This window comes from Vagococcus fluvialis (genome assembly GCF_048815235.1).
Classification (GTDB): Bacteria; Bacillota; Bacilli; order Lactobacillales; family Vagococcaceae; genus Vagococcus.
In genome coordinates, this window is record NZ_JBMEAO010000011.1 from 1 (window position 1) to 26,563 (window position 26,563).

Annotated in this window: 27 protein-coding genes; 7 read left to right on the forward strand and 20 right to left on the reverse strand. The window is 29.8% G+C overall.

All coding sequences use genetic code 11. The annotated features are described in order from the left end of the window. The first annotated feature begins 331 nt into the window (after window positions 1–331). Window positions 332–1,537, forward strand: a complete 1,206-nt coding sequence (locus ACODH8_RS08200) for a class C sortase (RefSeq protein WP_332466339.1) — start codon at window positions 332–334, stop codon at window positions 1,535–1,537. A gap of 315 nt (window positions 1,538–1,852) precedes the next feature. Next, window positions 1,853–3,352 (forward strand): helix-turn-helix domain-containing protein, encoded by a 1,500-nt coding sequence (locus ACODH8_RS08205; RefSeq protein ID WP_332466340.1) that lies wholly within the window; start codon window positions 1,853–1,855, stop codon window positions 3,350–3,352. Window positions 3,353–3,408: 56 nt separating this feature from the next. On the opposite strand, the gene ACODH8_RS08210 is transcribed toward ACODH8_RS08205, so the two are convergent. The 8 genes from ACODH8_RS08210 to ACODH8_RS08245 form a co-directional block, all read right to left on the reverse strand. After that, window positions 3,409–6,375 (reverse strand): BspA family leucine-rich repeat surface protein, encoded by a 2,967-nt coding sequence (locus ACODH8_RS08210; RefSeq protein ID WP_332466341.1) that lies wholly within the window; start codon window positions 6,373–6,375, stop codon window positions 3,409–3,411. Window positions 6,376–6,467: 92 nt separating this feature from the next. Then, window positions 6,468–7,244 carry a WxL domain-containing protein gene (locus ACODH8_RS08215; RefSeq protein WP_420517663.1) on the reverse strand — a complete coding sequence of 259 codons (777 nt, stop codon included), beginning with the start codon at window positions 7,242–7,244 and terminating at the stop codon, window positions 6,468–6,470. A 70-nt stretch (window positions 7,245–7,314) separates the two neighbouring features. Then, on the reverse strand, window positions 7,315–7,539 hold the full coding sequence (locus tag ACODH8_RS08220) for a hypothetical protein (RefSeq protein WP_420517664.1): 225 nt from the start codon (window positions 7,537–7,539) through the stop codon (window positions 7,315–7,317). A gap of 2 nt (window positions 7,540–7,541) precedes the next feature. Beyond that, window positions 7,542–7,871: a hypothetical protein gene (locus ACODH8_RS08225; protein ID WP_420517665.1), complete on the reverse strand. Its 330-nt coding sequence runs from the start codon at window positions 7,869–7,871 to the stop codon at window positions 7,542–7,544. 24 nt (window positions 7,872–7,895) lie between these two features. Continuing rightward, complete coding sequence (locus tag ACODH8_RS08230; protein WP_420517679.1) at window positions 7,896–8,972, reverse strand: DUF916 and DUF3324 domain-containing protein; 1,077 nt, start codon at window positions 8,970–8,972, stop codon at window positions 7,896–7,898. A 30-nt stretch (window positions 8,973–9,002) separates the two neighbouring features. After that, a complete protein-coding gene (locus ACODH8_RS08235; protein WP_420517666.1) occupies window positions 9,003–9,635 on the reverse strand; it encodes a hypothetical protein in 633 nt (210 codons plus the stop codon). Beyond that, on the reverse strand, window positions 9,614–10,678 hold the full coding sequence (locus ACODH8_RS08240; RefSeq protein WP_420517667.1) for a WxL protein peptidoglycan domain-containing protein: 1,065 nt from the start codon (window positions 10,676–10,678) through the stop codon (window positions 9,614–9,616). Before ACODH8_RS08240 ends, ACODH8_RS08235 begins: the two co-directional genes overlap by 22 nt. Before the next feature lie 11 nt (window positions 10,679–10,689). Continuing rightward, the gene (locus ACODH8_RS08245; protein ID WP_420504956.1) at window positions 10,690–11,232 is read right to left on the reverse strand and encodes a recombinase family protein; all 543 of its coding nucleotides are present in this window, start codon (window positions 11,230–11,232) and stop codon (window positions 10,690–10,692) included. 320 nt (window positions 11,233–11,552) lie between these two features. On the opposite strand from ACODH8_RS08245, the gene ACODH8_RS08250 reads away from it, so the two are divergent. Continuing rightward, complete coding sequence (locus tag ACODH8_RS08250) at window positions 11,553–13,019, forward strand: helix-turn-helix domain-containing protein (protein ID WP_420504955.1); 1,467 nt, start codon at window positions 11,553–11,555, stop codon at window positions 13,017–13,019. 52 nt (window positions 13,020–13,071) lie between these two features. Here the strand turns inward: ACODH8_RS08250 and tagD are convergent, their stop codons facing one another. Together tagD and ACODH8_RS08260 are read right to left on the reverse strand one after the other, a co-directional pair. Then, window positions 13,072–13,473: a glycerol-3-phosphate cytidylyltransferase gene (gene tagD, locus ACODH8_RS08255; RefSeq protein ID WP_332466349.1), complete on the reverse strand. Its 402-nt coding sequence runs from the start codon at window positions 13,471–13,473 to the stop codon at window positions 13,072–13,074. Between the two features lie 81 nt (window positions 13,474–13,554). Then, a complete protein-coding gene (locus ACODH8_RS08260) occupies window positions 13,555–14,319 on the reverse strand; it encodes a hypothetical protein (protein ID WP_420504953.1) in 765 nt (254 codons plus the stop codon). Window positions 14,320–14,653: 334 nt separating this feature from the next. Between ACODH8_RS08260 and ACODH8_RS08265 the strand changes: the two genes are divergently transcribed. The 4 genes from ACODH8_RS08265 (at window position 14,654) to ACODH8_RS08280 (ending at window position 16,566) form a co-directional block, all read left to right on the forward strand. After that, window positions 14,654–15,172: a sigma-70 family RNA polymerase sigma factor gene (locus ACODH8_RS08265; RefSeq protein ID WP_420504952.1), complete on the forward strand. Its 519-nt coding sequence runs from the start codon at window positions 14,654–14,656 to the stop codon at window positions 15,170–15,172. Window positions 15,173–15,253: 81 nt separating this feature from the next. Next, entirely contained in the window at window positions 15,254–15,463 is a 210-nt protein-coding gene (locus ACODH8_RS08270; protein WP_332466352.1) for a hypothetical protein, read from the forward strand. Window positions 15,464–15,483: 20 nt separating this feature from the next. Continuing rightward, window positions 15,484–15,702 (forward strand): DUF2922 domain-containing protein, encoded by a 219-nt coding sequence (locus ACODH8_RS08275; RefSeq protein WP_332466353.1) that lies wholly within the window; start codon window positions 15,484–15,486, stop codon window positions 15,700–15,702. Window positions 15,703–15,774: 72 nt separating this feature from the next. Then, window positions 15,775–16,566, forward strand: a complete 792-nt coding sequence (locus tag ACODH8_RS08280; protein ID WP_420504950.1) for a GH25 family lysozyme — start codon at window positions 15,775–15,777, stop codon at window positions 16,564–16,566. Window positions 16,567–16,606: 40 nt separating this feature from the next. On the opposite strand, the gene ACODH8_RS08285 is transcribed toward ACODH8_RS08280, so the two are convergent. The 10 genes from ACODH8_RS08285 to ACODH8_RS08330 form a co-directional block, all read right to left on the reverse strand. Continuing rightward, complete coding sequence (locus ACODH8_RS08285; protein WP_420504949.1) at window positions 16,607–17,773, reverse strand: nucleotide sugar dehydrogenase; 1,167 nt, start codon at window positions 17,771–17,773, stop codon at window positions 16,607–16,609. Between the two features lie 14 nt (window positions 17,774–17,787). Beyond that, window positions 17,788–18,969 carry a lipopolysaccharide biosynthesis protein gene (locus tag ACODH8_RS08290; protein WP_420504948.1) on the reverse strand — a complete coding sequence of 394 codons (1,182 nt, stop codon included), beginning with the start codon at window positions 18,967–18,969 and terminating at the stop codon, window positions 17,788–17,790. Window position 18,970: 1 nt separating this feature from the next. Then, complete coding sequence (locus ACODH8_RS08295) at window positions 18,971–20,191, reverse strand: hypothetical protein (protein ID WP_420504947.1); 1,221 nt, start codon at window positions 20,189–20,191, stop codon at window positions 18,971–18,973. A gap of 4 nt (window positions 20,192–20,195) precedes the next feature. Further along, window positions 20,196–21,323, reverse strand: coding sequence for a glycosyltransferase family 4 protein (locus tag ACODH8_RS08300; RefSeq protein WP_420504946.1), 1,128 nt, complete (start codon window positions 21,321–21,323; stop codon window positions 20,196–20,198). Further along, window positions 21,323–22,465, reverse strand: a complete 1,143-nt coding sequence (locus tag ACODH8_RS08305) for a glycosyltransferase family 4 protein (RefSeq protein WP_420504945.1) — start codon at window positions 22,463–22,465, stop codon at window positions 21,323–21,325. Before ACODH8_RS08305 ends, ACODH8_RS08300 begins: the two co-directional genes overlap by 1 nt. A gap of 50 nt (window positions 22,466–22,515) precedes the next feature. Continuing rightward, window positions 22,516–23,277 (reverse strand): glycosyltransferase family 2 protein, encoded by a 762-nt coding sequence (locus tag ACODH8_RS08310; RefSeq protein ID WP_420504944.1) that lies wholly within the window; start codon window positions 23,275–23,277, stop codon window positions 22,516–22,518. A 26-nt stretch (window positions 23,278–23,303) separates the two neighbouring features. Beyond that, a complete protein-coding gene (locus tag ACODH8_RS08315; protein ID WP_420504941.1) occupies window positions 23,304–23,894 on the reverse strand; it encodes an exopolysaccharide biosynthesis polyprenyl glycosylphosphotransferase in 591 nt (196 codons plus the stop codon). Between the two features lie 67 nt (window positions 23,895–23,961). Continuing rightward, window positions 23,962–24,729, reverse strand: coding sequence for a tyrosine-protein phosphatase (locus ACODH8_RS08320; RefSeq protein ID WP_420504940.1), 768 nt, complete (start codon window positions 24,727–24,729; stop codon window positions 23,962–23,964). Between the two features lie 20 nt (window positions 24,730–24,749). After that, complete coding sequence (locus ACODH8_RS08325; RefSeq protein WP_420504939.1) at window positions 24,750–25,451, reverse strand: CpsD/CapB family tyrosine-protein kinase; 702 nt, start codon at window positions 25,449–25,451, stop codon at window positions 24,750–24,752. Window positions 25,452–25,471: 20 nt separating this feature from the next. Then, complete coding sequence (locus ACODH8_RS08330) at window positions 25,472–26,407, reverse strand: YveK family protein (protein ID WP_420517668.1); 936 nt, start codon at window positions 26,405–26,407, stop codon at window positions 25,472–25,474. Window positions 26,408–26,563 lie beyond the last annotated feature (156 nt).

Here is a 26,563-nt window from a genome sequence, read left to right on the forward strand (position 1 = left end):
TAGTCACTTTAACCATAGCAGAAAGGGGTTCTTTTTTCATCACTTAACGGGTGAAGATGAAAAAGTAATTGTAAGCTGCCGTGAGGCAGTTTCACATGGTTTTAATTAAAAGTATGAATTATTCAGGTTATAATAAATAATTTTTTTATCTTTGACAGTTCAAAAAAAATATTTTTAAAAAAATAAATGACCTTTTATATAACGTAGAAAAGTTTTATTATAAAAGACATCCTATCAAATAAATTTCATTTATTTAAAATCAAAAAAATAATAGGATTTTAGTCAACAAATTTTTATTTACTCCCAATAATATATAAATATGGAGGTTCTCATGAAACATAAAATAAAACTCTTAGACGTTATTATGATTACTATTTTATTAGGTAGTATTCTTGTTTTTCTCTATCCTTTCGTTCAAAATCAACTTAATACGTTTTTAGATCAAAAGGTGATTAATCATTACCAAGAACAAGCCAATAAAGAAAATAAGGAAGAAAGGGAAAAAATAATAAAAGAACAACAAAAAGAAAATCATAATTTAGCTAAAGAAAAATCTAATCCTGGTTTAACTGCTTTTAATGCAGCTACTGAGGAAGACTCAAATAAAGCTAAAAAACAACCTTTAGATTATTACAAACAACACACATTAGGTGTTCTCTATATCCCATCTATCAAACTTAGATTACCAATTTTTGATACGACAAATGATACCTTACTTCAAAAAGGAGCATCTTTATTAGAAGGTTCCAGTTATCCTTCTAAAGATAATAATGTTCACTCAGTTATTTCCGCTCATCGAGGGCTACCAGAAGCCAAATTATTTACTGACTTACCTAAATTAAATATCGGTGATTCTTTTTTCATTGAAATCAATGGGGAAAAATTGGCCTATGAAGTAATTGAAACAAATGTGGTTGAGCCTACAGATACTGACTCCCTCAAAATTAGAGAAGATAAAAACTTGGTCACTCTTTTAACCTGTACACCCTATATGATTAATACTCATCGCTTACTCGTAACAGGAAAACAAGTTCCTTATATTCCTAAAAAAAATGATGATGATATTTCTTCTATTTCTACTTGGGAAAAATACCGTTTCATGTTTCTTATTTTGTTAACTATTACAGTTTTTCTAATTACAGCTTTCACACTATTTACATGGCTAAAAAGAAAACTAATATCTAATCGACTATATACCTTAGATATCCAGCTCTTAAATAAAAAGCAAAAGCCCTTAGCTTACGAATCAATCGTTCTTATCCCGAATTCAAAGAAAAAAAATGAATTAACATTTAAATTAGATGCGTCAGGTAAAATTACTAATTCTTCTATTTCTGGAGGAAAATACTCACTCCAAGTAACTTCTGGAAAATATCAAAATGCGCAACCTGTTCAATTAAGAATAAAAAAAGTTAAAAATACTCATTTTTCACTAATTTCAAAAAATAAGAAGCAAAAATATCATATCAAGATAATAAAAAATAACAAAACAACACAGCTACTATACAAAAAAAATAGAAAAGAGGTTGACCTATAAAAAGGTCAACCTCTTTTTCTAGAGATAATCAATCATTAGTAGCCACGGTATATAAAGCCTACTCTTTTACTAACCCTGTTATTAAAATTTGGTAAATTATTGAATAAAAAACACTGTGTTTTTTATTTTTCTCCCTCATACTGGCCGTTAGATGATAGAATAGAATTAAGAATATACAGCTAATTTTCATATTTTCGAACACACTTAGTTGTATTTAAAATTAAGTTGTTAGCCAAAAAAGTTATTCATATTCGTGAAATATAATTTTTTTGAAACAACCAAAAAAATATTATAAAATTTAATGAGGGTTAAAATATGAGAGCTATTCTATCCAAACAAAGTATAAGATATCTAAAAACATTGGAGTATCTTTACTATAATAATGACAGTTCTTTTGAAAAACTAGCACAAATTTCAGATGTCTCACTCCAAACTATTCATGAGGATATCAATAAGATTAATGATTTTATTGAACCACTTCATATCGAATCTTATTCTCAATATGAGTGTCGATTAAATCATCAATATGAAATTTCAATTGATTTCATTTATTCTTGTATTTTAAGAAATAGTATTGAGTTCAGATTTCTTGAAAAAGTTTTTTTTGAACGGCATGATCGATTAGAGGATTATGCTGACTCGCTTTTTATCAGCCTTTCCACACTAAAAAGAATTTTAAACAAAATTAACAAGCAAACTAAAAAATACGGATTTCATATTGCCACGAACCCTATCGGCATAGTTGGAGACGAAGGACTTATTCGCAACATGTTCGTTAATTATTTTAGAGAAAAATATTTAGAACGAAATTACAATTTCTCTGATATTGAGCGTAAAGTTTTTGAACAGATGTTAATGAGTTACGTTGAACCTCGACCTAGTTTCAAAAATTATCCAGATATTGAGACGATTCGTGTCACTCTTTTTGTCTCCCTTATTAGATTACAAAACGGTCACAAATATGAAGCACATCTAATTGATGAAATTAAACATCGTTACAACTATCCGATGTTAAGAAATCCTTTGTTCCAGCAAGCAGTGAAAAGCCTTTTCCAATTTGAATTAAATAGAGAAAATGTGGTTGATTTAGCTTATCCTATCGTAAGTGAAAATTTTGCTCTAGATCAAAAAGAGTTGCTCGAATTTTGTAGTAAATCTCCAAAGTTAGATAATGAATATCATCATATGAAAGCTCTATTAACCAGTATTTCAGAAGTAGTGGGGGAAGAATTACCTCCTGAAAAATTTGACTCCTTATTACTAGAATTGATGAACACACGTCTTTCAACTATTGGAGAAACTTATTTAATCTATAACTTTAAACATAATTTCTTAATGAATTTAAAAAATGATTTTCCTTTAGTCTACGAATTTCTTTACCAACACATCATTGGCGATGACTTTTTTAGTCAATACGAAGAACATGAAATAGACGTTTTGATTTATGCTTTATTAACTCACTGGGAGTCATTACTGTATAAAATTCAATTTTCTTATCCAAAATTTACTGTTGGTATGTTTATGAATTCAGATGAAGAGCACACTCATTTTTTAGCTAATATTTTAAATAGAAAACACTATAGTCGTTTTACATTTGAACCTATCTCATTTCTAACTCATGAGGAAGGCGTTCAACAATTTGGTAATTATGATTTAATTTTATCCAATATCTCACAACCTAAAAACGAGACATACAGAATCGTTAGTGTTGATTTGTACCCTTCCAAAAATGGCTTTCAAAAATTATATAAAATGTATTACGAGTTATGTGCTGAACATATCAAAAAAAACATAAATAAAAAGGATTCCTTATAAAGAAATCCTTACAAAAGCAAACCCAAGTATCAATTATACTCGATACTTGGGCTTTTTTATGGTACTACTTGTAATTGGTATTTTAAGACACCATTATATTGCCCTAACTTATCAACCTTTGATACTCTGACAGCTAGTCCTTCATTTTTTTTACCACTACTTAAACTAATATCCTTCTTATAGTTATTACTATTCTCAACAATCGGTATTCCCTCACTAGTAATCATGATTGGTTGCTGATTATCAGGTAAAGTTAACATCAAATCTGCTAATAACCTTACACCAGAATCAGCATGATAAAAGCCAGTTGTCGACATAGACAAAGTCCAATCAGGTTCATCTTGATTAGTTTCGATCGTATCAATAATAGAAAGGTAATTCTCTTCTTCCACATCACTTGGTTTCATCTGGTAGATATTTTCATATTTACTTTGTGGTCGATTACCAAAATCAATGCTCTCAGGATATGAAAATTGAACTGTAGAATCAAAGTAAAAATCAATTACTATATCTTCTCTAGGAAATTTACTTACCAGATCCAACTCTTCTTTCGTATTTGTTACTTGAATCTTGGTTTCTTTTTCTAAAAATGAATACCCATCATAAGTGGGCTCTATGTCTATTCCTAAAGATTCTAGCATATCAGCAATTTGTTTATGCTCATAGACAATATCATTTTTAGTCTCTGGCTCTTTACGACTACCTTCATCTAGCTTCTCAACAATCTTTTTTTGCGTCCCTTTTTGATAATAATTAATCGTGACATTGCTTATAGTCACTGGTTCCCAAACATAGGTTTCGTTAATTCTTTTATCAGTATCTTGTGTTAATGTTTCTAATTCTGCTACAGATCCAACAAACTCACCCGTTGGTTTCTCAATGGTCCCTTCCCCTACTCCTTGCCAGTTACCTGTATAGTTATTTGCAACTTTTTTAGGTTGGACTAAATCAGATTTAGAAAGTTTCGTTTTCTTACCTAGGCTAATTTGTTTAATGTTAGAGGAACCAGAAAACATAAAGCTCGTATCCGTTTTACTGCTGACAGTATCAAATGATTCTAAGTTTATTTCAGATATATTAGATACATTAGCAAACATTCTATTCATTGTAGTTACTTTAGAAGTATCAAAGTGACTTACATCAATCTCCTTTAATTTTGCTAAGTAAAAAAACATACTATCCATTTTTTTCACACTAGATGTATCCAGTAAGTTCAAACCATTAATACTCTCTACATTAATCAATTTATTCAACTGATTAGAACTAAACAAATAGCTACTATTTTCAGGTGCTTTTACTGGCTGAGTAAAAGTTATTGACTTAACATCCGTAGCTTTTTGTATATTTCCATTATTCCAAGGAGCCACTATACTCTCACCAAGTGTGCCACTTCCAGTAAAAATCAATTCCCCTGTAGTCTCATCAAAATAACCTGGAACTTCCCCCCAGTACAACCCAACTGTAACAGGAACTTCAATCACTGTTTCTTTGTATTGATTGCGAATCGTAATTTTAGCCATCTGCACACCAACTTTATTCGGATCTAATTCTTTTATTTCTTTATCTACTGTAATGTTGTTAGACATTTCATCATTTAGATCCGTAACAAAATCAGTAGCTTTAAGTGTACTTAAAGCTGTTCCTTGCTTGATAGCTTGAGGAACTGGTTTACCGGTTGGTGTTGGGAAAATCATGTTATATTTTTGTGCAACTCGATTAGATTGAAACATGGAGTCTGCCCGAGCAAATATTTCAATATACCTTTCACCTTCTTTGGCATACTCTGATGTGTCAATCTCTGTTTTAAAATGAGAAACACCACTAGAAGGAATTGGGTTACCTTTCTGTAAGAGTGTTGGCTCAGCAATATCAAATTTAGAATACAAATCATAACTAGAAAAACCTGTCCCTATATAATCTCCTGTAAGAGTTAATTTTTCTCCTATATAAAAGAAATCTTTAGCTTCTGGTCTTTGACTCGTAATAATCAGATTATCTATTTTAGGAACTGGTATATCATCAATTTTATCTAGAATCCATTGCTGTCTATTAGGGTAACTAGTGCTTGATCCCTGTAAAAAAAGTCTACTAACAGTATTCGTTGCAATTTGATTGTCTTTTTGATAAAAGCTAGTTGGCGCTCTCTTATTTTGAATTTTCACCTTAATATTTTTTCCGTCAATATCAAATCCTAATGATTGAAAATAAAAAATGCTGTCATCAGGATACTTTTGATCAAATGTTAATTTGTTATTAATTACAGTCGGGTTAGTTGCCCCTGCCCTATGGTTCGTTATTAAATTCCTACTATCATTATTAGAAATAACATAACCATCATCATTTGGCTTGAACAAAATAAGCCATTTTTGATTATTTTGATTGTATAAATCATAAGCAATAACTTGTTTGTTAGCCGCAGTTCCGCCTTCAATATCCCAGCCTTTGCTTCTCTCTGAAACTGAACGTATTTGATACATACCATTTATTGTTTCTAATCTAAATGATTGATAGGAACTACTTCGTTCACTTTCAAGTCTAACTTCTCCATTATTACTAATAGATTTAGCTGTAATATATCCTTTATTGGAACGACTGGCTATTTTATAATAGCCAGCTTTATCATCTTTTTTTATATCCCAAATATAGTCATCTGAAAACTCCGTGTAGTTATTAATTGGTTCTTGAAAGTTTATTGCTTTTACTAAATTATTTTGTTGAGCCTGTAATATTCGTTGTTCGTTCTCGCTTGCATATATAATATATCCATCTTTTTCAGGGCGATACTGATAACCTAATAATTGATTTCCTCTGCCATGAGCTCCATACATAATTAGATGTTCATAGTGACTGGCTTGATCGTTTCGTGATATATCAATCGCGAATGATGGATTTACTTTTGAATATGCCACATATAAGTTATCCTCAATTACTTTTTCAGCAACTACTGTTCTTTGTAGGCCTACAAGAAATAAAATAAAAACAAAACATTCTAATACAAATAAAAAGTCTTTTTGTTTTTTCATTCATCTCTCCCTCCCTTTTATTAATAAATAGCTATACAACTTATAACAATAACAAAAACCATCCATAGTTACGTTATTGTTTGTTTAAAAAATTATAGACCCGTTGATAAAGTCCAAGTTACTTTCGAACTATATGTTTTCCCTGCAGCTGTTTTTGGTGCTTGAACTGTTAATTGAGTACCCGTTACTTGACTGGCTACCCCAATCTTACCTCTAGTTTCACCTTCAGCTTTTTCAGATCTAAAGAATATTTGCTCTTCAATTGCTTTTCCTGATTCTAATGTGACAGCTTTGTTAAGTTCTACACCGTGTTTTTCTGATTCATCAAATGCAGTAATATGGTCATCTGTCGCAGGATTAGGTTTAATATCGCCCTTACCATCTGATTCTTGACCCATGTCATATTTCTTCACATCATCAAAGCTCATTACTAAAGTTGCTGGTAATACTTCATTATCACTTTTTAGCTCAGCCATTGTTGCTGTTAATTTCCAAGGATCACCTTTTTTACTATTAGGGTCTTTTACGCCTGTAGCAAGTTTATCATTCTCACGGTCATCATTAACAACTACCCATTGTTTTTCATCGTTCTCTCCATATCCAAGTCCTTGATAATCTAAAAGAGCTCCTGTAGCAGCATGCTTACCAAATTCAAATGCACTCGGCACGTAGATTAATGAAAGTACCCCTTTGTATGGTCCTTCAACTGGTTTAGTAGCTCCATCTGTGTCAAATGAAATACCTAAAGTTGTTTCGTCTTTCTTCACTATCGGATCATATTCTGGTGTTGTTTCATCAGCTGATACAAACTGAACTCCTCCTAATACCATTCCCGATACTAATACACTTGATAAAATAAATTTTTTCATAATAATTTCCTCCGATTTTTTTTATTATGGATGGTGTTATTGTTATAAGTTGTACAACTATTCAATTGGATTACACTAATAAACTGATTTGATCTTTCACTAATATAAAGACATAAACAATTAGCCCAATGTTTACTAGTGAAATAATTAATAAAACAAAATTTAGTAACAAACTAGACTTAGGTAATTTTAATTTTTTGACTAGTCCAGATGATTTACTAATTGTGCCTAAGAACACGCCTGCAGAAAACAGGGCAATAATGCTTAATATAAATACCCATAAATAATCTTTCATCTTTAAACCTCCCAACTTGTTTTTTGATATAATTGTTTAATTGTCAAGACTCCTAAACTAAAAATGACAATTGAAATACCTAATAAAATAAAGATTAGTGACGTTAAAAGTTCACCAGTTTCAGGTAATAATCTGACTGGCGGTTTGTTACTTCCACCATTTATTAATGGTGGTTTCCCTTCTCCAGAATCTTTTTTTCTCTCTTTTTCAAACTGAATACCAACAGGCGACTCTTTTTTATTTACTTCTTCCGCTTGATTTACGGTAAAAGAAAGTAATAGAAAAGAGAGTGTCACTAATGTACTAATTACCACTAACAAACTTTTCCTCATAAATCACACATCCTTTTAGCTCTATTATTTTTTCCTTCTATTTTTTCTCTTCTTTTTAGAAAGGATTGTCCATTTTTTATTTCTAATAATGACTACTATTGAAACAACTAATACTAAAACGCCATTAAAAATCGTTACTGCTTTGACCCAATTTGGTGTTTTAATCTTAAAGGCACTATCTTTATTAATTTTATTGGCATCATCTCCAGTTATTCGAAAATCTTTCGTTAAATGAATATTGTCGTATGAGTTTTTAGCAGAAATATTTATGGTGTACTCTCCTGCAACAAGTTCACTTAAGCCCCAATCAATCTCTAAATCAACGTTACTATTTGGAGCAAACTGAAAATCTGGGATTTTAGTTTCTTTGATTACTTTGTCACTATTTTTTTGAGTAATTGTTGCGCTTAATTCAAGATTCATTAGTCGTTTTGGCTCTGGGTTTTGTAAGTTGGCTGTGACTAATCTCTTTCCTCTTTTTATCGTTGGTTTGACTTCATTGAGCGCTAAGGCTTGTAAGTCACCATTTGTATACTCGTCACCTGTCTCTGATAAAACAAGACTTACTGCGTACTGGTATTCTTCAATAATGGCTTCTTTCTCTTTGTTTTCTTCATCATTGCTTGATTTAAAAACTAACCGACCTATTTTGGCTCCTTCATAAGAATTTTTAGGAGGTGACACTTTAAAAGTAACTACTTTTTCTTCTCCTGGAGCTAGTTCAACTGTCTCGGTCATTGGCGTTACTAATTCACTGGTTGGATTTTCCAACGTTTTATCTTGACTAAACCCATCTTGACCATCAACACCATAAGTTAAACCACCATTTACACCTGTATAAGCATCTTGGACAAACATTTTAATCGTTTGATTTTCTTTTTTTTGACTAGATAATTTAACTTCGAAAGTCTGTTCTTTACCAGGTTCTGTTTTTAAATAGTAATAACCTAAATTTTGATCTATTTGAGTTGTTGGTAAAACAGGCGCTACTGAAAAACCAATTCCCCCACCAGTTTCATTAGCTGATACGGTTTGTCCTACTAAATTAATCATGACAAATCCGATTAACATCAAGCCTATTTTACTCAAGTATTTTTTCATTCTTTTCACTACTTTCCCCATGTATTTCAATTATTTGGTACTATCCTCTAAAAATATTTCAACATAATGACCTTTATTATCTTCCAAGTAAATGATCGAATTAATGACTAATCCTTCTGCCCACGATAGCTTTTTCATTTTTTTTATTTCACGCTCTTCATATAAATGAGCTTCACTCAACTTATCAAATGGTCCTTTTTTTCGAACAATATCTCCTGCTTCATAATCTGTTTTCTCAATATAGAGATGCTTAACTGTTAAAGCAATTGATGTCATAATCAAAATGGCTATCACTACTAATAAACCAAGAAACAAACCTAATTTATTTATCACATTAAATCCTATAAATAAGAAGATAATTAAACTAACAACAACTAGTGGAATATAATTACTTGTTGTTTGTTTAAGGATTAAAAATAAATACATAATATAAAATAAACTAGTAGAAACAAGCATAAAAAAGATAATAAAAAACGGTAGTAACACATCTGCGCGGTAATTTAGTATTTCTAGTATTTGGACAATAGGTTGTGCTCCCTCAGTTGCAAAAACGGCTGCTTCTTGATAGACCTGATAAAAGAAGAAACTGTAAATACTCCAAAATAACACAAGCCCTACGCCCACCCCTATCAAAAGAGGCATCATTTTTTTCTTTTTTTCCATTGCTTAACACCTTTTTTTCTTTTTTTATTTAACACATATTTATAGATAATAATTAACATGACAGTTAGGATAACTAAAGTTATCACCGTAATAAAAAAAATTAATTTATTATTAGTCGTTGTATCCTCAATCCATAGTGTATCGTTTTCTTTAAAAAGTTCATGATCTTTTTTAGTCACTTCAAACATTTCGACCCATTCTTTTTGAAAACCTTCATCTGATTTTGCTTGAATGTGTATCTCATAATTTCCTGGATCTAACAAATCATCCTCTATGTAAACGGGTATTTCCATAATTGAGTAAGGAGCTATACGAGCAGATTCAAGATGACTTTGTAAGATAACTGTTTCTTCCTCTTTTTTTATCACTTGAATAGATAACTTTAACTCATTGATTAATCGACCATTCTGATTAGCTAAAGAAACTAAAATAGCATTTTTATAGTCTTTCATCCCAACACGTGGCTCTTCTAAAACAAGATCGTAGGGCAATTCATTATCTGTTTCACTCAACTTAAAGCCTACTAGATAAGACATTTGAGTCATTAATGTACTTGATTCTTTTTGTTCACTTATCTCTTCAATAAACTCAATACCACCTAAAACAAATCCATCAAAGACATCCTCTGGCATTAGAAGTTCAAATACAACTTCTTTGGTTTCCTGCGCTTTTAAAACAATATCACTTGGGCCACTGATCATTTGAGTAAACAATAACTCTTGAGGAGCCTTACTACGTAAATGCTGATTATCTGAATAATCAATGACACCTTGACTCGTTGTTTTAGCATCAGCAAAAGCTACTTTTAAATGAACTTGCTCTTTCGTTTGATTCGTTAGCTGAATGACTACTTGTTCTTTTTGATTTGGTTTCATTCTTGAATCAAAATACTTAGCTTCTTTATTTTGTTGATTTTCTGGAATAACTGGTTTAATTGAAACTTTAGGCTCCATGCTTTCTGCTGAAGCATGGATAGCACCAAAAAAAATAAATCCACCTATTACAAACAACAGACTACTAATTAACATTTTTTTATTAATCATAAGTGCCACCACTAAGCTTGTTGACAATCAGCATACTTATAAACAGTCCCCACTGAGACACCACAAAGTTCAGCAGTATCTTTTAACGTATAATGTTTGTCTAATCTTAAGTGACGAATTCTTTTGATGTTTTCTTCAGATAGTTTTGGTCTTCCTACAGCTTGTGGGTTCTTAATTGATTTTTTGACTTTTTCTTGAACCACTCTCTGATTCTCTTCATTCAAATCAAATATAAAATCAACAAACTCTTTGTCAGTCATAGAATTAAATATTTCTTCTTTGTTTAAAATAATTAAATCTATTTCCTTTTCTTTAACTTGTATAAAAAACTTAGATAATTCGGACAAAGTGCGGTGAAGATTTGATAAATCATAAATGATTAACTGATCTCCTGCACTAAGATTTTTGACAATATAATCTAAAGAATCTGTTACCTCTTCGTCATTTGGTTTTCCCCTAGGCACATCTATTAATATTTTTGTGACATTTTTTTTGAGCAATTCATTGTATCGCTCAGTTGTTACTTCCCCATTGATATAAGCTAGCGTGTTCATTTCAAAAACTCCCTTCATTTTCTAATGGAAACACTATCTTTTTTAAACTCATGTTTTTTGCCAACAGCAAACCTATCTGTCTTATTTAACCTTTCTTATTTGAACGGATAAATATTAAATAACTCATAAATTAAATAATTATCATAAATTACTTTAATTTATGAAGATAGGCTTGATTTTGAAACTAAATTATTGTCTAATAAAAAATATTCAATCACTTACAACACTCATGTTAATCAATTTTTCATTTGCCGACAGCTCAAAATAACTTTATTGAAAATAAAATTTGAACTGTAATTTATAAAACACGGAGGCACAAAATGAAAAATATTTTATCTAAACAAAGTAGTCGTTTTTTAACAACTTTAGACTATTTGTTCCACCATCAATCAAGTACTATTTCACATCTAGCTAACTTATCAAATGTGTCTATAACAACAGTTATAGACGATATTAAAAAAATAAATGATTTCATTGCTCCTCTTTCTATTGAGTTAGATGGCAACCATCACTGCCACCTAATCCATCACAAAAAGCTTGCTATGGATTTTATTTATTCGAACATTTTAAAAAATAGCACTGAATTTTATTTATTAGAAAAAGTTTTTTTTGAACCCCATAATCGCCTTGAAGACTATGCAGATTCACTGTTTATCAGTGTCTCTACTCTAAAAAGGATCATTTCTAAAATGAACAAAGAAATGAAGCCCCTTGGTTTTGAAATCACCACAAATCCTATAAAAATTGTTGGAGATGAATGCCAAATTAGAAATATTTTCGTTAATTACTTCAGTGAAAAATATTTAGAGCGACCTTATCCTTTAAATAATGTTCAGAAAAAATTGTTTGAACAACTTGTCATGAGCTACGTTGATTTAGAAAAAAGAGTGTTAAACTATCCTGATTTAGAAAAATTAAGACTGATTCTTTATGTTTCCTTAATAAGACTTCAAAATGGTCATCACTATACTGAAAAACAGGTCAAAAAAATAGAGAACCGCTATGAGTTCCCCATTCTAACCAATAGTATCTTTCTTCAAGCCTTTAAAGGTATTTTTCAAATAGAGCTAAACAAAACACATGTGATTGAGTTAGCTTATCCTTTTTTAAGTAATCATTTTGCTTTTAATCAAGAAGAACTTGATGTCATTTGTTCTGAGTCTACTCCTCACCAAACCGACTTAATAGAGATAACTCAATTAGTAACGGATATAGAAGTGTCACTTGAAATTCTCCTTTCAAGAAAGAAAAAAGAACGACTTATTTTAGCACTAATGAATATCAGACTTTTTACCATTGAAACAAGTTACTTAATTTATGACAAACATCATTATTTTTTAACCAACTTAGCTAGAGATTTTCCTTTAGCCTATCGTTTTTTACATCATCACATAATCGAACATGACTATTTTGGCTCTTTGAAAGAAGATGAATACGAAGCTCTTATCTACGTTTTAGTCACTCATTGGGAGGCGTTACTACCTGCTATCCAGTTTTCATACTCTGAATTTAAAGTTGGCTTGTTTATGAATTCAGATACGGAGCACACTCAATTTTTGGCTAATATATTGAACAAAAAGTTCTACAGTCGCTATACTTTTTCACCTATTGTTTTTTTGACAAACGAAGAAGCATTTGAGAAATTTAGTCAATTTGATTTGATCTTAACTAATATTTCTACTACAAAAGAATTTGAATTTCCTGTTATCTGTATCGATCTTTACCCTTCCAAACAAGACATTGCTAAACTCAATCACATGTATGATGAACTTTGTTTAGGTATCTAAAAAAATCCAGTATGAAGAATTATTTATTAATTCTCCATACTGGATTTTCTGTTTAGATTTTTTTATCGTTTAAATCTTTTTTGATTTGGGTTGTTGAAATCTCAGGAGTACGCTCTAAGTAAACAACTTCTGCGCCAGCTTCCTTTACAAAATCAAACTCGCCTTTCCAATCGTCTCCCATAACAAAGACATCTACTTTAAACTCATCTACATCTGTTACTTTTTGATCCCAATTATTTTCTGGAATCACTAAATCCACATAGCGAATCGCTTCAAGTAACATTTTTCTTTTTTCATATGAAAAATAACATTTTTTTTGTTTTTCATTCCAGTTAAATTCATCTGTTGAAAGAGCCACAATTAGGTAATCTCCTTGTTCTTTCGCTCGTTTCAATAAATTAATATGCCCATAATGTAACAAATCAAATGTCCCATACGTAATAACTTTTCTCATTATTCTTCCACCTTTTAGCATACTTATCTCTACTAACTAAGTTATCACAATAACCCAGAAAAAGAAATACTTCTGTACTAGTTAGTTATGGTTGTAATGGATGTTAAGCAACTCTCCTACTCTTGACTCTGATTTTTCATTTCTAATATCAGACTCCATCTTTAAGTCAATCATCCTTTCTTTCCTCAAACTACTTTGTACTTTTTGAATTAAATACTCATATTTTTTCCAACAATTACCGCGCCACTTAGAAAACGGGGTAAACACTCCTTCTTCATTGTTTAGAAGAAACATAGCATAAGAAAAAACAACATAATTTTCAAGATATCTTTCTAGTCTTTCGCTAGCAGAAGCATAACCTCTAGGTAATACTATTTCAGCTCCATTAATAACAGATAGGATTGTTTCATTAGAATAATAGGGTTTCACAGAATTTAATAAACTCACATTAACAAAATCAACATTACCTTTTGATTCACCTTCCAACGGGGCCCATAAACTACTCTTTGTCATGTAAGGACTACAATAATGCCTTTTATCAAAATACTCGATAGATAATTCTTTAGCAAAACGATAATTAATACCATTTTCCTGCTTAAATTCACTCATTATTTCTATCGTACTTCTTTTAGTTCTAGTTGGTGCTTCATCTAAACTTAAAATAAGGGAACCTGTGAAACCAGAATTTGATCCAATGTTATGCAGCAAAAAATCTGTATCTTGTAACTCAGCAGAAAAATAAGATTTTGAGATATCTAAAAAAATATCGTCTACATCAAAAATATGAAATTCTTCACCTAAGACACACTGCTCATAACGATCATTGTTTTCTGAACTTATACACATATTATCATCCTTAATGTTTTAGATTTTTCTAAAACGGTTATTTTTGCTTAAATGATAACATGTAAGCGATTTTCATAAATTATTGTTATTACTTTGTAACAACTATTTAACCTAACTGTATTAGACAACAGTGTCAATTTTTAATTATTCGATATATTTATCAAATTCGTCTAAAAATAAGCAAATTCTTAAAATAATTTAAATAGATAGATAATTTACTCATTTCCAACTAAATTTGCCTTGATTTCCCTTAATTTGCGATTCGCAAAAATCAATCATCTTTCTTATACTCTTCTCGACTGGCCGGTCTAAAACACCTACCAAGGAGAAGCTTATGGAAATCAACTATGAAGATAAACTCATCACAAAACATCATGTCCTAATACTTGGAGCACTCAAAAAATGTCATATTACTAACTTTCATCCCATGTTTGAGGATTATTTACAAATAGCTCGTTGGGTTTTGATTGATACTCATCGCCAATTTATTCGTGAAGGAAAATCACTTGAGTCCTTCCACAACTATGTCTATCAACGCATTTACTGGAAGATAACTGATGAAATTAGAAAAGATAAAAATCTTTATGATGAAAGTACTACGGAAGATGAAATTGATATTTCAGAATTAGAACATATGCTAGCAGATACAACTCTAGAAGATACTGTCGAAATCAAAGTATTACTCTCACAACTTCAAAAAGTACTAACTCCTCAAGAAAAAATTTATTTAGAAGAATCTTTTTTAAATGATTTAACTATCAGTGAAATCGCTAGTAAACACAAGGTTTCTAAGCGATCTGTGTACAATTGGCGAGACAAGGTCGCCATAAAATATTTACTTTTTTTAAAATAAAGGTTCAAACTTTGCTGATTTTTTTCGTTACTAGTAGTGTAAGGCGCGCAACTTACTAAAACAATAAAGGACGTGACAAACATGGAAAGTATTTTTGAAAGTAAAAAATTAGAATTAGTTTACAACGGAATTGATGGAGAACGAGGACAACGTCAAGCTCTAAACAACGTAACACCTAACGCTACAAATGATGATATCGCTGAATTTGGTCAATTAATGGGCTCACTTGCTCCATCTAGTGAAAGTATTAACTCTGTCGTTATTGTTGAAAAACAACGTATTGATCTTTAATAAAAAGGAGAGAAAAACACATGAAAAAACTAATTATGACATTTAAAAACGAAGCTGGAAATAACACGCAATTAAAACCAAAAGTGGCCAAAGAAAATTTAGGTGCTGAAGAAGTTAGAGAAGTTATGGATAACATTACTGAATTAGACATCTTTGAAAAATCAGGAAACAAAATGTATGTTGAAACAAAATCTGCCAAATACACTGAAACTATTACAACTGAGTTATTTAAAGACTAATGCTTGTTTCCCAATTAAAAGAGGTTACCCTTTGGTTGCCTCTTTTTCTTTTAACTTTTAGGAGGGAATACTATGTTAACAGTAATTGATTTATCCAATCATCAAAAAGGCTTGAATCTCGCTAATCTACATGCCGATGCTTTTATGTTTAAACTCACTGAAGGTAACTACTTTGAGGATACTGCTGCTCCTGATTTCATCAAACAAGCTAAAGCATTAAAGAAACCATTTGGCTTGTATCACTTTTTAGATAACAGTCCCGTCAACGAGCAAGTCGATTTCTTTTTAAGCTATGCTAATCCCTACATCGGTGAAGCAATCCTTGCTTTAGACTATGAAGAATACGGTCGCATCGGAGCTCAAAAAGCTAAAGAATTTCTTGATTTAGTTTATGAGAAAACAAAAGTTAAGCCACTAATCTACATGAATGAATCTGACGCCAACAACGAGGACTGGTCAGAGGTCATTCAAGCAGATTACGGCTTATGGGTAGCTAAATACTCCAGTAACTTACCAAGACTCACACAATGGCCTGAATACGCCATGTGGCAATACACCAATACGCCTTATGACACCAACTTTTTTTATGGCGATACGTTTGCTTGGCAAAAATACGCTCAAATTGAAACCAAAGACAGTAACATCTATCATACTAAAGGAACACGCTTTAAAGTTCTAAAAGATTTAATTGTTAAAGCAGATGAAACATTCAAAAAAGACACTGGTATGATATTTTGCCAGGGCACTATCTTGGATATTAAAAGGATATGCCACACCCAAACAACAACGCATGGTCTTATTGAGTATAATCATCGTGAGGTATTTATTACACTTCATCAGGATTATGTGGATAAAGTAGAATAAAAAGAAAACGGTTAGCCTTGAAGGTTAACCGTTTTTGGTGTTAGTCTCTTTTAAATATATCTCTTGTATAAACTTTTTCAACAACATCTTCCAACTCTTCTTCAAAACGATTTGTCACAATCACATCTGACATCTCTTTAAAAGAATCTAAATCTCTAACAACGTTGGAATTGTAGAAAGTATCATCTTCTAAAGTTGGTTCGTAAACTACTACTTCAATTCCTTTAGCTTTAATTCGTTTCATAATTCCTTGAATCGAAGAATATCTAAAGTTATCTGAATTAGCTTTCATTGTTAGACGATGAATTCCGACTATCCTAGGATTTCTAGCTAATACTTGATCTGCCACAAAATCTTTTCTAGTACGGTTTGAATCCACTATAGCCCCAATAATATTATTAGGTACTTGATCATAGTTGGCTAAAAGTTGTTTAGTATCTTTAGGTAGACAATAACCACCATACCCAAATGATGGGTTATTGTAGTGGGAGCCAATGCGTGGGTCTAAACTCACTCCATCAATGATTTGTTTTGCGTCTAAGCCACGTGATTCAGCATAAGTATCTAACTCATTGAAATAAGATACTCGAAGAGCTAGATAGGTATTTGCGAATAATTTAATAGCTTCTGCTTCTGTTGAATCCGTAAATAACAATGGAACTTCTTCTTCATAAGAATTTGCTAGTAAAGCATTAGCAAATTTTTCCGCTCGTTCTGATTTTTCTCCCACAACAATTCTTGAAGGATGTAAATTATCATATAAAGCTTTTCCTTCTCTTAAGAACTCTGGTGAGAAAATAATATTATCTGTGCCAAACTTCTCTTTTAACTCTTTTGTATAACCAACCGGTATTGTTGATTTAATAATAAATAAACTATCAGGATTAATAGCCAACGCTTTTTCAATCACATCCTCTACAGTTGATGTATCAAAATAATTTTTCTTCTCATCATAATCAGTAGGTGTTGCTATGATGCAATATTCAGCATGTTTTACTGCTTTTTCAAAATCTGTTGTAAATTTAATCTTCAAATTATCTTTTTTGATAAATTCTTCGATTTCTTTATCAATTAATGTAGATTCTTTTTTATTAAGTTTATCTACTTTTTCTTTTACTACATCGTAGGCTAATACCTCTTCATTTTGAGAAAGAAGTAAAGCATTTGCTAAACCTACGTAACCTAATCCAAAAATTGATATTTTCATTTTTTTCTCCAATTCTATTTTTTACAAGTATAAATATAAACCATTAATAGTAACTTCAAAAAATTACTTAATAAAATTCCTACACAAAAACCTAATAACCCGAAATAATAATAAAAAATATAAATAAAAAGCATATACGATATCAGATTGACTATATTTATTATCATTTGCCACTTGATATCTCTAAACTTCAAAATAAATGGATGGATAATGCTTGTCATCGTTATTATTAACGCTGTCGCAGTGTTAATAGATATCAATTTTTGTGATTCTAAGTACCATTTTGGATACAATATCTTTAAAACTGGTATACTAACCCAATTGATAATAAAATAACCTATTATAGAAATAATAATTAGTATTCCACACATTTTAAAAAATTTTTTATTACTCAATTCTTTTGAATTTCTTAAATAACTCAATAATACTCCGCTTATTGGCATAATTGCCATACCTAGAATTTTTCCAACAACTGATGAAGAATAATAAATAGATACTGCTGTAGCACCAAGTAATGGAAATAAGAGCAATCTATCTGCATATGTAATAAATGTTTTTAAAAATGTAGAAATAAAAAGTACTACTGATTTTTTTAATGTGCTTTTAAAATAGATTGTTTTAGATAATGATTCTTTATGTAATTTAGAATTTTTTAATATAAAATATATACTTAATAAAAATCCTGATATATATATCAATTCCCAGTATGGAATTATAAAAAAAATCAAAACTCCTATTAAATATCCTATTGCTTGATAAAAATTATTTTCGAGTATTTTTCTGTAATTAAGTTCCAGTCTAAAGCTAACTAGAAAGTACTCCCTTATTATATTTAATCCTGACATTAATAACAATAAAGAAAAATCAATAATATCAATTTTATTTTTCATAAAAAATAAAATAATTATCACTAAAATACTATTGATCATAAGGCTAACTAATAATAAATAGTTAAAATCTCCAACTATTCTATTCTCTTGATATTCATCTTCAACCAATAACCTTAAATTATTTAAAACATTTCCAAATGGTATACTAAAAACTGTAGTAATACTAATAAAAGTAATTACCAGTCCATATTCATTTTGGCCTAGTCTCAACCCTATTATTGGTAAGATAACTAATTGAAGAGCAATGATAGGAATCGCTGTAGCAATAATATTAAAAAAAGAGTCAAAAACTATCTTTTTTTTCATTTTATTCACCTATTTTACTCAATCTTTCATATATTTTTATTCTTGAACTCACATTTACCATTAAACCTAAAAATAACCAAAAATACGCTGTGACCCATATTGAACTGCTAATTAGTAAATAGGGAACCCATGTTGCAATTAGACAAAGCAATATGCTATTTATATTTCTACTTCTTTTTTTTAGACTAACTCCTTTAATTATTAAATAAAACAAATACCCTATAATTATTATTCCTATTATTATACCGAATTGATAGATTATTTCTAATATAAAATTATGTGCATAAATTCCAACTAAATTATATTCCGCATTTATACCTCTTATCTTGAATGGTTCTTGCATTATTTCTAATATTATAGGTTTATATATATATTCTCTTCCTGAACTTTGAGTAATAGTTCCATTTACTAATGAATTTAAAGTTCTAGAATAGATTCCTCTCCTTTCAAAAAATAAAAAGATATATAGTAGTAATTTTTCTCTTAGTAAATAGATGGAAGCAGTACTTAACAATAGAACTATCGTTTTCTTAATGTTTTTACGAAAAATAATATTTTGATATAAGAAAAGAAGAATATAACTAATAATACATGCAAAAACCCCTCTTGAAGCAGTTACCAAAAGAAATGGTATTAAAAATAGTATTGATATCATTGATATTTTATTTTTATTTAGTCTAAAATCATCAATTAATAATAATACAAAAAAAATTAATGAGTAACCAAATCCCATTAAATATAATTTATCTTTCATATCAATTAGATTAAATAAATAAAAAGAAAAAACTAAAAAAGCAGATAACTTAGCAAAAAAAACTAGATATTTTAATAATTTTTCAAAATTAGATATACATAAGCCAAATAGAAAAACGGGAAGACACATTAAAAAAAAACTCTTAAAAGTATTTCTAAACTCACCAATGTTTGTTGTGAAATAAAAATTGATAATCATAAAAAATAACAATGCTAAAATAATTAAGGTATTCTTTAAAGTCAATCTTTGAATAAATGCAGGTATTGCAAATAAAAATATTAACATGCTTATCATTTTAGGAATTAGGAGTATTGGTGAATTAGTCTCAATAAATGATAGATTATTGAATAAATTCACGAGAAATATGGAAAAAAAAGAAAATGATATTGATAACGAAAGTTTACTATCTTGTTTATCTAAATCTGTATTTTCAAAATATTTTTTATAATCATTGTTTAACATTAGCATACAATCACTTCCTAAAACTTTCTTGTGGCTCTGTTAGGATTGAATTATATATATTCACATAGTTATTGATAATTTTCTCCCATTGAAAATCGATTAAATACCTTTCATTATTCCTTCCATAATCCTCATACATAGATAACATTTTTTTTATTTTACATATAATATCACTTATATCACTACTATCAACAGGCTCACCAACATCACCTGGTTTGAAGTACGAGTCTACTCCTTCACCTTTTGTGTATATTATTGGAAGTTTCTGAGTGAGCGCCTCAATGTAAGTTAAGCCAAAAGTTTCAGTGATTGAAGGCATGATAAAGATATCTGAAATTCTATATAATAATATCAATTTCTCTCTATCCACAAATTCATGATATTTTACAAAAGAGTACTTCTCTATTTTTTTGAAATAAGTATTATCTAAAATCTTTCCAACAATAAGATATTCAACTTCATATCCTTCAGAAGCTAGTTTTTCCAGAGCTTTACATACAATTAATTGATTTTTCCTTTTCATAACATGGCCCACTGTAATAAACCTAATAACGTTTTTATTTATCTTATTCTTTCTTACTGTATTTATATTTTCAAAAAAATCTTGATGTATTCCATTGGGGATTATCTCACTTTTAAGCAAAATTTTTTCAGCATCTTCTTTTTTCAAATGATTAGTTAATAATTTAATACGATAACTTTCGGAGATAAATATAACTCTACTTGCATTTAATAGTATCTTTTTTCCTAATGATCGCAAATAAAAACGATATTTGAAAAAAGTGTTTATATCAGTATCTCGTACAGCAACAATATATGGAATTCCTGTTTTTTTATAATTTTTATAGGCTATATAACCATTAGTAAACAATGTGTGAGCATGTAATATATTAAACGATTCATTTTTATATAACTCTAAATAATCTTTATACACTTTATACTCTTTTAAAAAGAATATATATCTCATCCATTGATTGTGATTTAATCTTATATCTAAGTTAGGAGCTTCTACATCAGGTATGCCACGCTCTTTACCACGAAAATAAAAGACTCTGAAATCTACTCCTTGTTTTTTTTCTTCTTCCATAAAATCAATAAAAAACTTATCAAAATTTGAGCATATATGACATATTTTCATTAATATTCCTCAATTCTTTCAAATAGATGTTCCCATTCTTTACTTATAATTTCTGAACTAAATTTATATGAATTAGCTTTTTCAAAAGAATTAAAAGCCATTTTGGCTAAAAGTTCTCTATCTAATTCTAATTTCATTATTTTTTCAAATAAAAATTGAATTATTCTATCATCAACATATTCTGAATAAATTGTATTTCTACGATTATTCCACACTTTTGGATTAGGCATATTATCTTGAGTAAAAAAATAATATTTAGGTGCTATTCGATATCCATTAAATTTATCTATTACCATTTCTTTTTGAGCATATAAATCTGTTGATAATATAACATTTCCATATTTCATTGCTTCTAAGATAGATAAACCAAAACTTTCTTGTCTTGAAACATTTATTAGTATATCGGATTCATTATATATATTACTTAATTCACTCTTATTAAGGTTAAATTCTACCAACTTAATACTGTTTTTATTTGATTTTATATAAAGTAGATCATCTGATTTTATTTCAGCTATTTTTGTTATTATAGTAAATTTAACTTTTAGTCCTTTATTCATTAGATGCTTATGGCTTTCTAATATTTCTCTACCACTCTTTAAATAGAAATTAGAACTTACATATAAACAATGAATATAATCTCTTTGAACTTTATTTAATTTTGCATCAGGTATTAAAGGATACACTTGACTTATTTCTAACTCCTTTGGAATATCATAAATATTTCCTAAAGTTTCATAACATGCTTTTGACATACAGATAATACCTTTTAAGTTTTTATCACTAAATAATTTCCTTAATTTTTTTTTTGAAAGGTATGTATGAGGCCTACCTATTGAATAATGAACCAAGGCTAAAGGATTTTCCAAATAAATAAAGTAGGGTTTTTTAGTTTTTGTAAATCTATTAAAACTGAATATTATGTCTTCATCACCTTGATAATTCAAACAATTTATCACTTGAATTACTCCTAAAAAATCAAATAATCTTAATTTTATTATTTTAGATAATAATTTTCTCTTTATTGATTTGGTTTCATACATTTTTTTTTCTTCATAAATAAAACTATAATTATTAAAATTATAGTTAAATAAATTGGTCAAAAAGCCTCTAGAGTTTGTAGCTACTAATATTTTTTTCATTTTATCTCCTTAAATAAAATCACTAAATTATTGTGTAAAAAAACGACACCTCATTTATCTGATAATAAATTTCTTACTCCTTTAGAAATCCAATAAAAACAAAGATAAGTTGATTTTGTCAGACTTAATTGAAAATGTGTTCGGTATATGATCCAATGATACTTAACCAAGCCTATTTTGTTACTAGAAAGACTACCAACTCTAATTCTATATGAGGATAATATCTCATCAAAACCATAAATACAAACCTTCTTAGTTTCCATTATAGTTAACCAATATAAATAATCATTTCGCTTTCTTATATCTGGTATTCTTGGTTTCCCAATTATACTAGAGTCATACATCACCGTAAGATTTCCAACATTACTTTTAAGTAATATATCCATATCATACTTTTCCTTTACAATAATATCTTTTTTCAAATTATCAGAATTTTCATCAATCTTATTATATGAAGTTGCTGTCACAGCATACCCATTTTTTTCCATAAATTTAATTTGCTTTTCTAATTTTGTCGACAGCCAGATATCATCACTATCTATAAAAGCAATATATCTACCTAAAGCATTATCCAATGAAATATTTCTAGCAACAGCGGCTCCACTATTTTTTTTTGTTGAGTAAATTTTAATTCTGTTTTCACTTTTAAAACTATTCTCTATAAATTCAACTGTTCCATCAGTTGACATATCATCGCATATTAATAGTTCCCAATTTTCATAGGTTTGATTTAAAATACTAATAATTGTTTCCTCTACAAATTCAATTGAATTAAATGTAGGCATAATAATTGAAACTAAATCTAAAGCCACCTTGTTCACCCTTTTATATTTTTTTACTATCTAGCTCCACTACCTGTAAATACTACGAGAATTGTTTTCATTACTATCTTGATATCCAATAATAAAGACATGTTATTAATATAATACATGTCTAGTTCAAATTTTTCATGATGTGTTATATCATAACCACCGTTAACTTGGGCATAACCGCTCAATCCAGGTAAAACTTGTAGTCTATCATTAAAATTTTCATTTTCTTTTAAAAACTCGTTAATAAAAACTTCTCGTTCAGGTCTTGGGCCTATTAAACTCATATCCCCATTTAAAACATTAATTAATTGTGGTAACTCATCAATTCTCGTTTTTCTAATTATTTTCCCAACACATGTAATTCTATCATCGTCTTTATCTGCCCATTTAGGACCACCCGCTTCGGCATCTAAATACATTGATCGAAGTTTATAAATATTTATCTTCTTTCCATTCAATCCTACTCGTTCTTGCTTATAGAATGGATTTCCTTTAGATTCCACTCTTATACAAATACAAACAATCAATATTATTGGAAAAGTTACGATTAAGATTAGAGAACTCATAAAGATATCAAATAATCTCTTCGTAATTTGGTAACCTTTCTTTTTTGACATTTCAAACTCCCACCTAACAAACAATTATAGTGACACTTGCTACAGCTGTTGTAGCCTACTGTTTTGTTTAGCCAAACAAGCCAAACTTCTTATGATACTCTTCAGGCGGCGGCTTTGAAATTGATTCTCCATTAACAATATCTTTAGTCGTTTGTTGAAATTCCGTTACCTTATCCTCACCAAACTCTTTAAATAATTTACGGTAAGCTTCATCAGTGTAAAACTTGCGGCCATTAACATTGTGCGCGTCCGACGCTAGCATATGGGTTAAATTATGACGAATCATAATTTTAGCCGCTTTTTGAATTGGTTTACCAAATTGACCTACATAACTAGCACACGTTACTTGTGTTAAACAGCCCATTTCAATGAACGGGATTAGTAAATTCGGATTTTTCATAATCTGAACGTTACGCTCTGGATGCACAATAATTGGTGTATAGCCATTAGCACATAACTCAAATAACACTCGGTGAGCATACATTGGAATCTCCATCGTTGGAAATTCAATTAATATATAAGTATCCTCTAAATCAGTAAACAAGATTTCATTTTGAGCGATTCGTTTCATTAAGTCATGAGATAATCTGACCTCTTGACCTTCAAAAAGGGTCAACGGAATATCAGCTGCATCTAACTCAGCTTGGAGTTTCGATACAGCTTCAATCACTTGTCCCTTTGGATTTAAATAAGTGCCATTATTATGATGTGGCGTACATAGAATATGAGTTATGCCCTCAGCTACAGCTAATCTAGCCATCGCTAATGAATCTTCGATTGTTTGCGCGCCATCATCGATTCCTGGTAATAGATGACAATGTACATCTACAAGCATTTACTCACGTCCCTTCTTTTTTATGCTTGGTAATAGCCATATCCTTGTTCTTTAATTTCACCGAAGTAAATGGTACCAAGAATATGTGAATCTACTTGTTGTAACAAACTAACAGCTCTTTCAAGACTAGCTTTCTCTGTTTGTTCTTCTCTTACTACTAAAATAGCTCCATCTACTTGAGAAGCAATTAACTGAGCATCTGTCACTGTACTAACTGGTGGCACATCAAAAATAATAACGTCATATTGTTTATGCAAAATATGAATTACTTTTTTCATTCTTGACGATGATAATAACTCTGACGGATTCGGTGATATCGGACCACTTGTGATAACGTCTAAATTACGCACATCACTTGGTTGAATAACGTCTCCTAAAGACATGCGTTTGATACTTAGCAAACTACTTAAGCCTTTAGAGTTTTCAAAGTCAAAAGTTTTGTGCACAGTAGGTCTTCTTAAATCAGCATCTACTAATAAAGTTTTCATACCTGATTGAGCAAAAGTAATTGCTAAATTGGCTGAAGTTGTTGATTTACCTTCTGAAGAACCAGATGATGTGACAATCATACTCTGAGTTTTCTTTTCAACACTTGAATATAAAATATTAGTTCTAATTGTTCTAAATTGCTCCGAAATATTAGACATCGGATCAACCACAGTAAACAGAGTTGCTGCTTCTGGATTTAGTAATTTTGATTTTTGTTTATTTTTTTTACTCATCTAAACTCTCCTTACAAGTCTTATTTAACACGATCACAACGACTTAATCCAGATGTCGTGTTATTTTTTTCCATATTGGATAAATCGATATGGTTGATAGCAATTTCAGTTAAATCAATTGTTTCTTCTAGGTCTCCATCTGCATTTAGAAGTGATAAATCTTGATTTAATCCATCTTCCTCATCATCAAAGCTAAACTCTGTTTCAACAGATTCAGTTACTAAATTGATTTCCTCTAATGCTTTTAATTGATGTTTTTGTAAATCTTTTAATTCTTTGGCTACAACAATTGGAATATGACCTAATATAGGTAAATTCATGGTTTCAGACACAAATTCCATTGATTTAACAGTTCTGTTAAATAATTGTGAAAGTAATGCTAAACCAACTCCCACAATCAGCCCTAAAACACCACCAATAGCCAAGTTCACTTTTTTATTAGGTGATACCGGATTTTTTGATGGCTCCGCTGCTGAAATAATCGATACTTTATCTGCTTCTGTGTAATCTTTAGCTTTTTCTTTAAAAATATCTGCAACTACGTTAGCAACAATAGCTGCTTCATTAGGGTTTTCAGATGTCACAACAATTGAAAACATTTGAGAGCTTTGAGCTTGTTCAATACTAATCATATTTTTAACATCTTCTGCTGACCCATTAAAAGCAATGTCTTCCGCCAATTGTTCCTTAGCCGCTTCCGTTACAACACTACTTTTAATAAAGTCTTTATAGGTATTAATCATCATTAAGTTACTATTAATGTTATCAGTACTGACATTATTATCTTTATTTTGCGAAGTGGCAATTAATTGTGAAGTCGCACTATATTTAGGCGTAATAACTAAAAATGTAATAATAGCTGAGATTCCAATCCCGATAAAAAACATTGATATAATTAATGCTGCTTTCTTTTTTAATAAACTAAATATTTCCTGTAAACTAATTGTCTCTTCCATCATTTCCTCCAAAAACAGTATTTGTACAAAAGGCTTATTTGACCATTTGAAAATATATAATAACTAAACTTGTTCTTCTTCAACGTTTTTCTCTTAACTATTATATTTTTCTCAATTTATGCTCTATTTATTAACAAAACAAACAGAAACACTCAC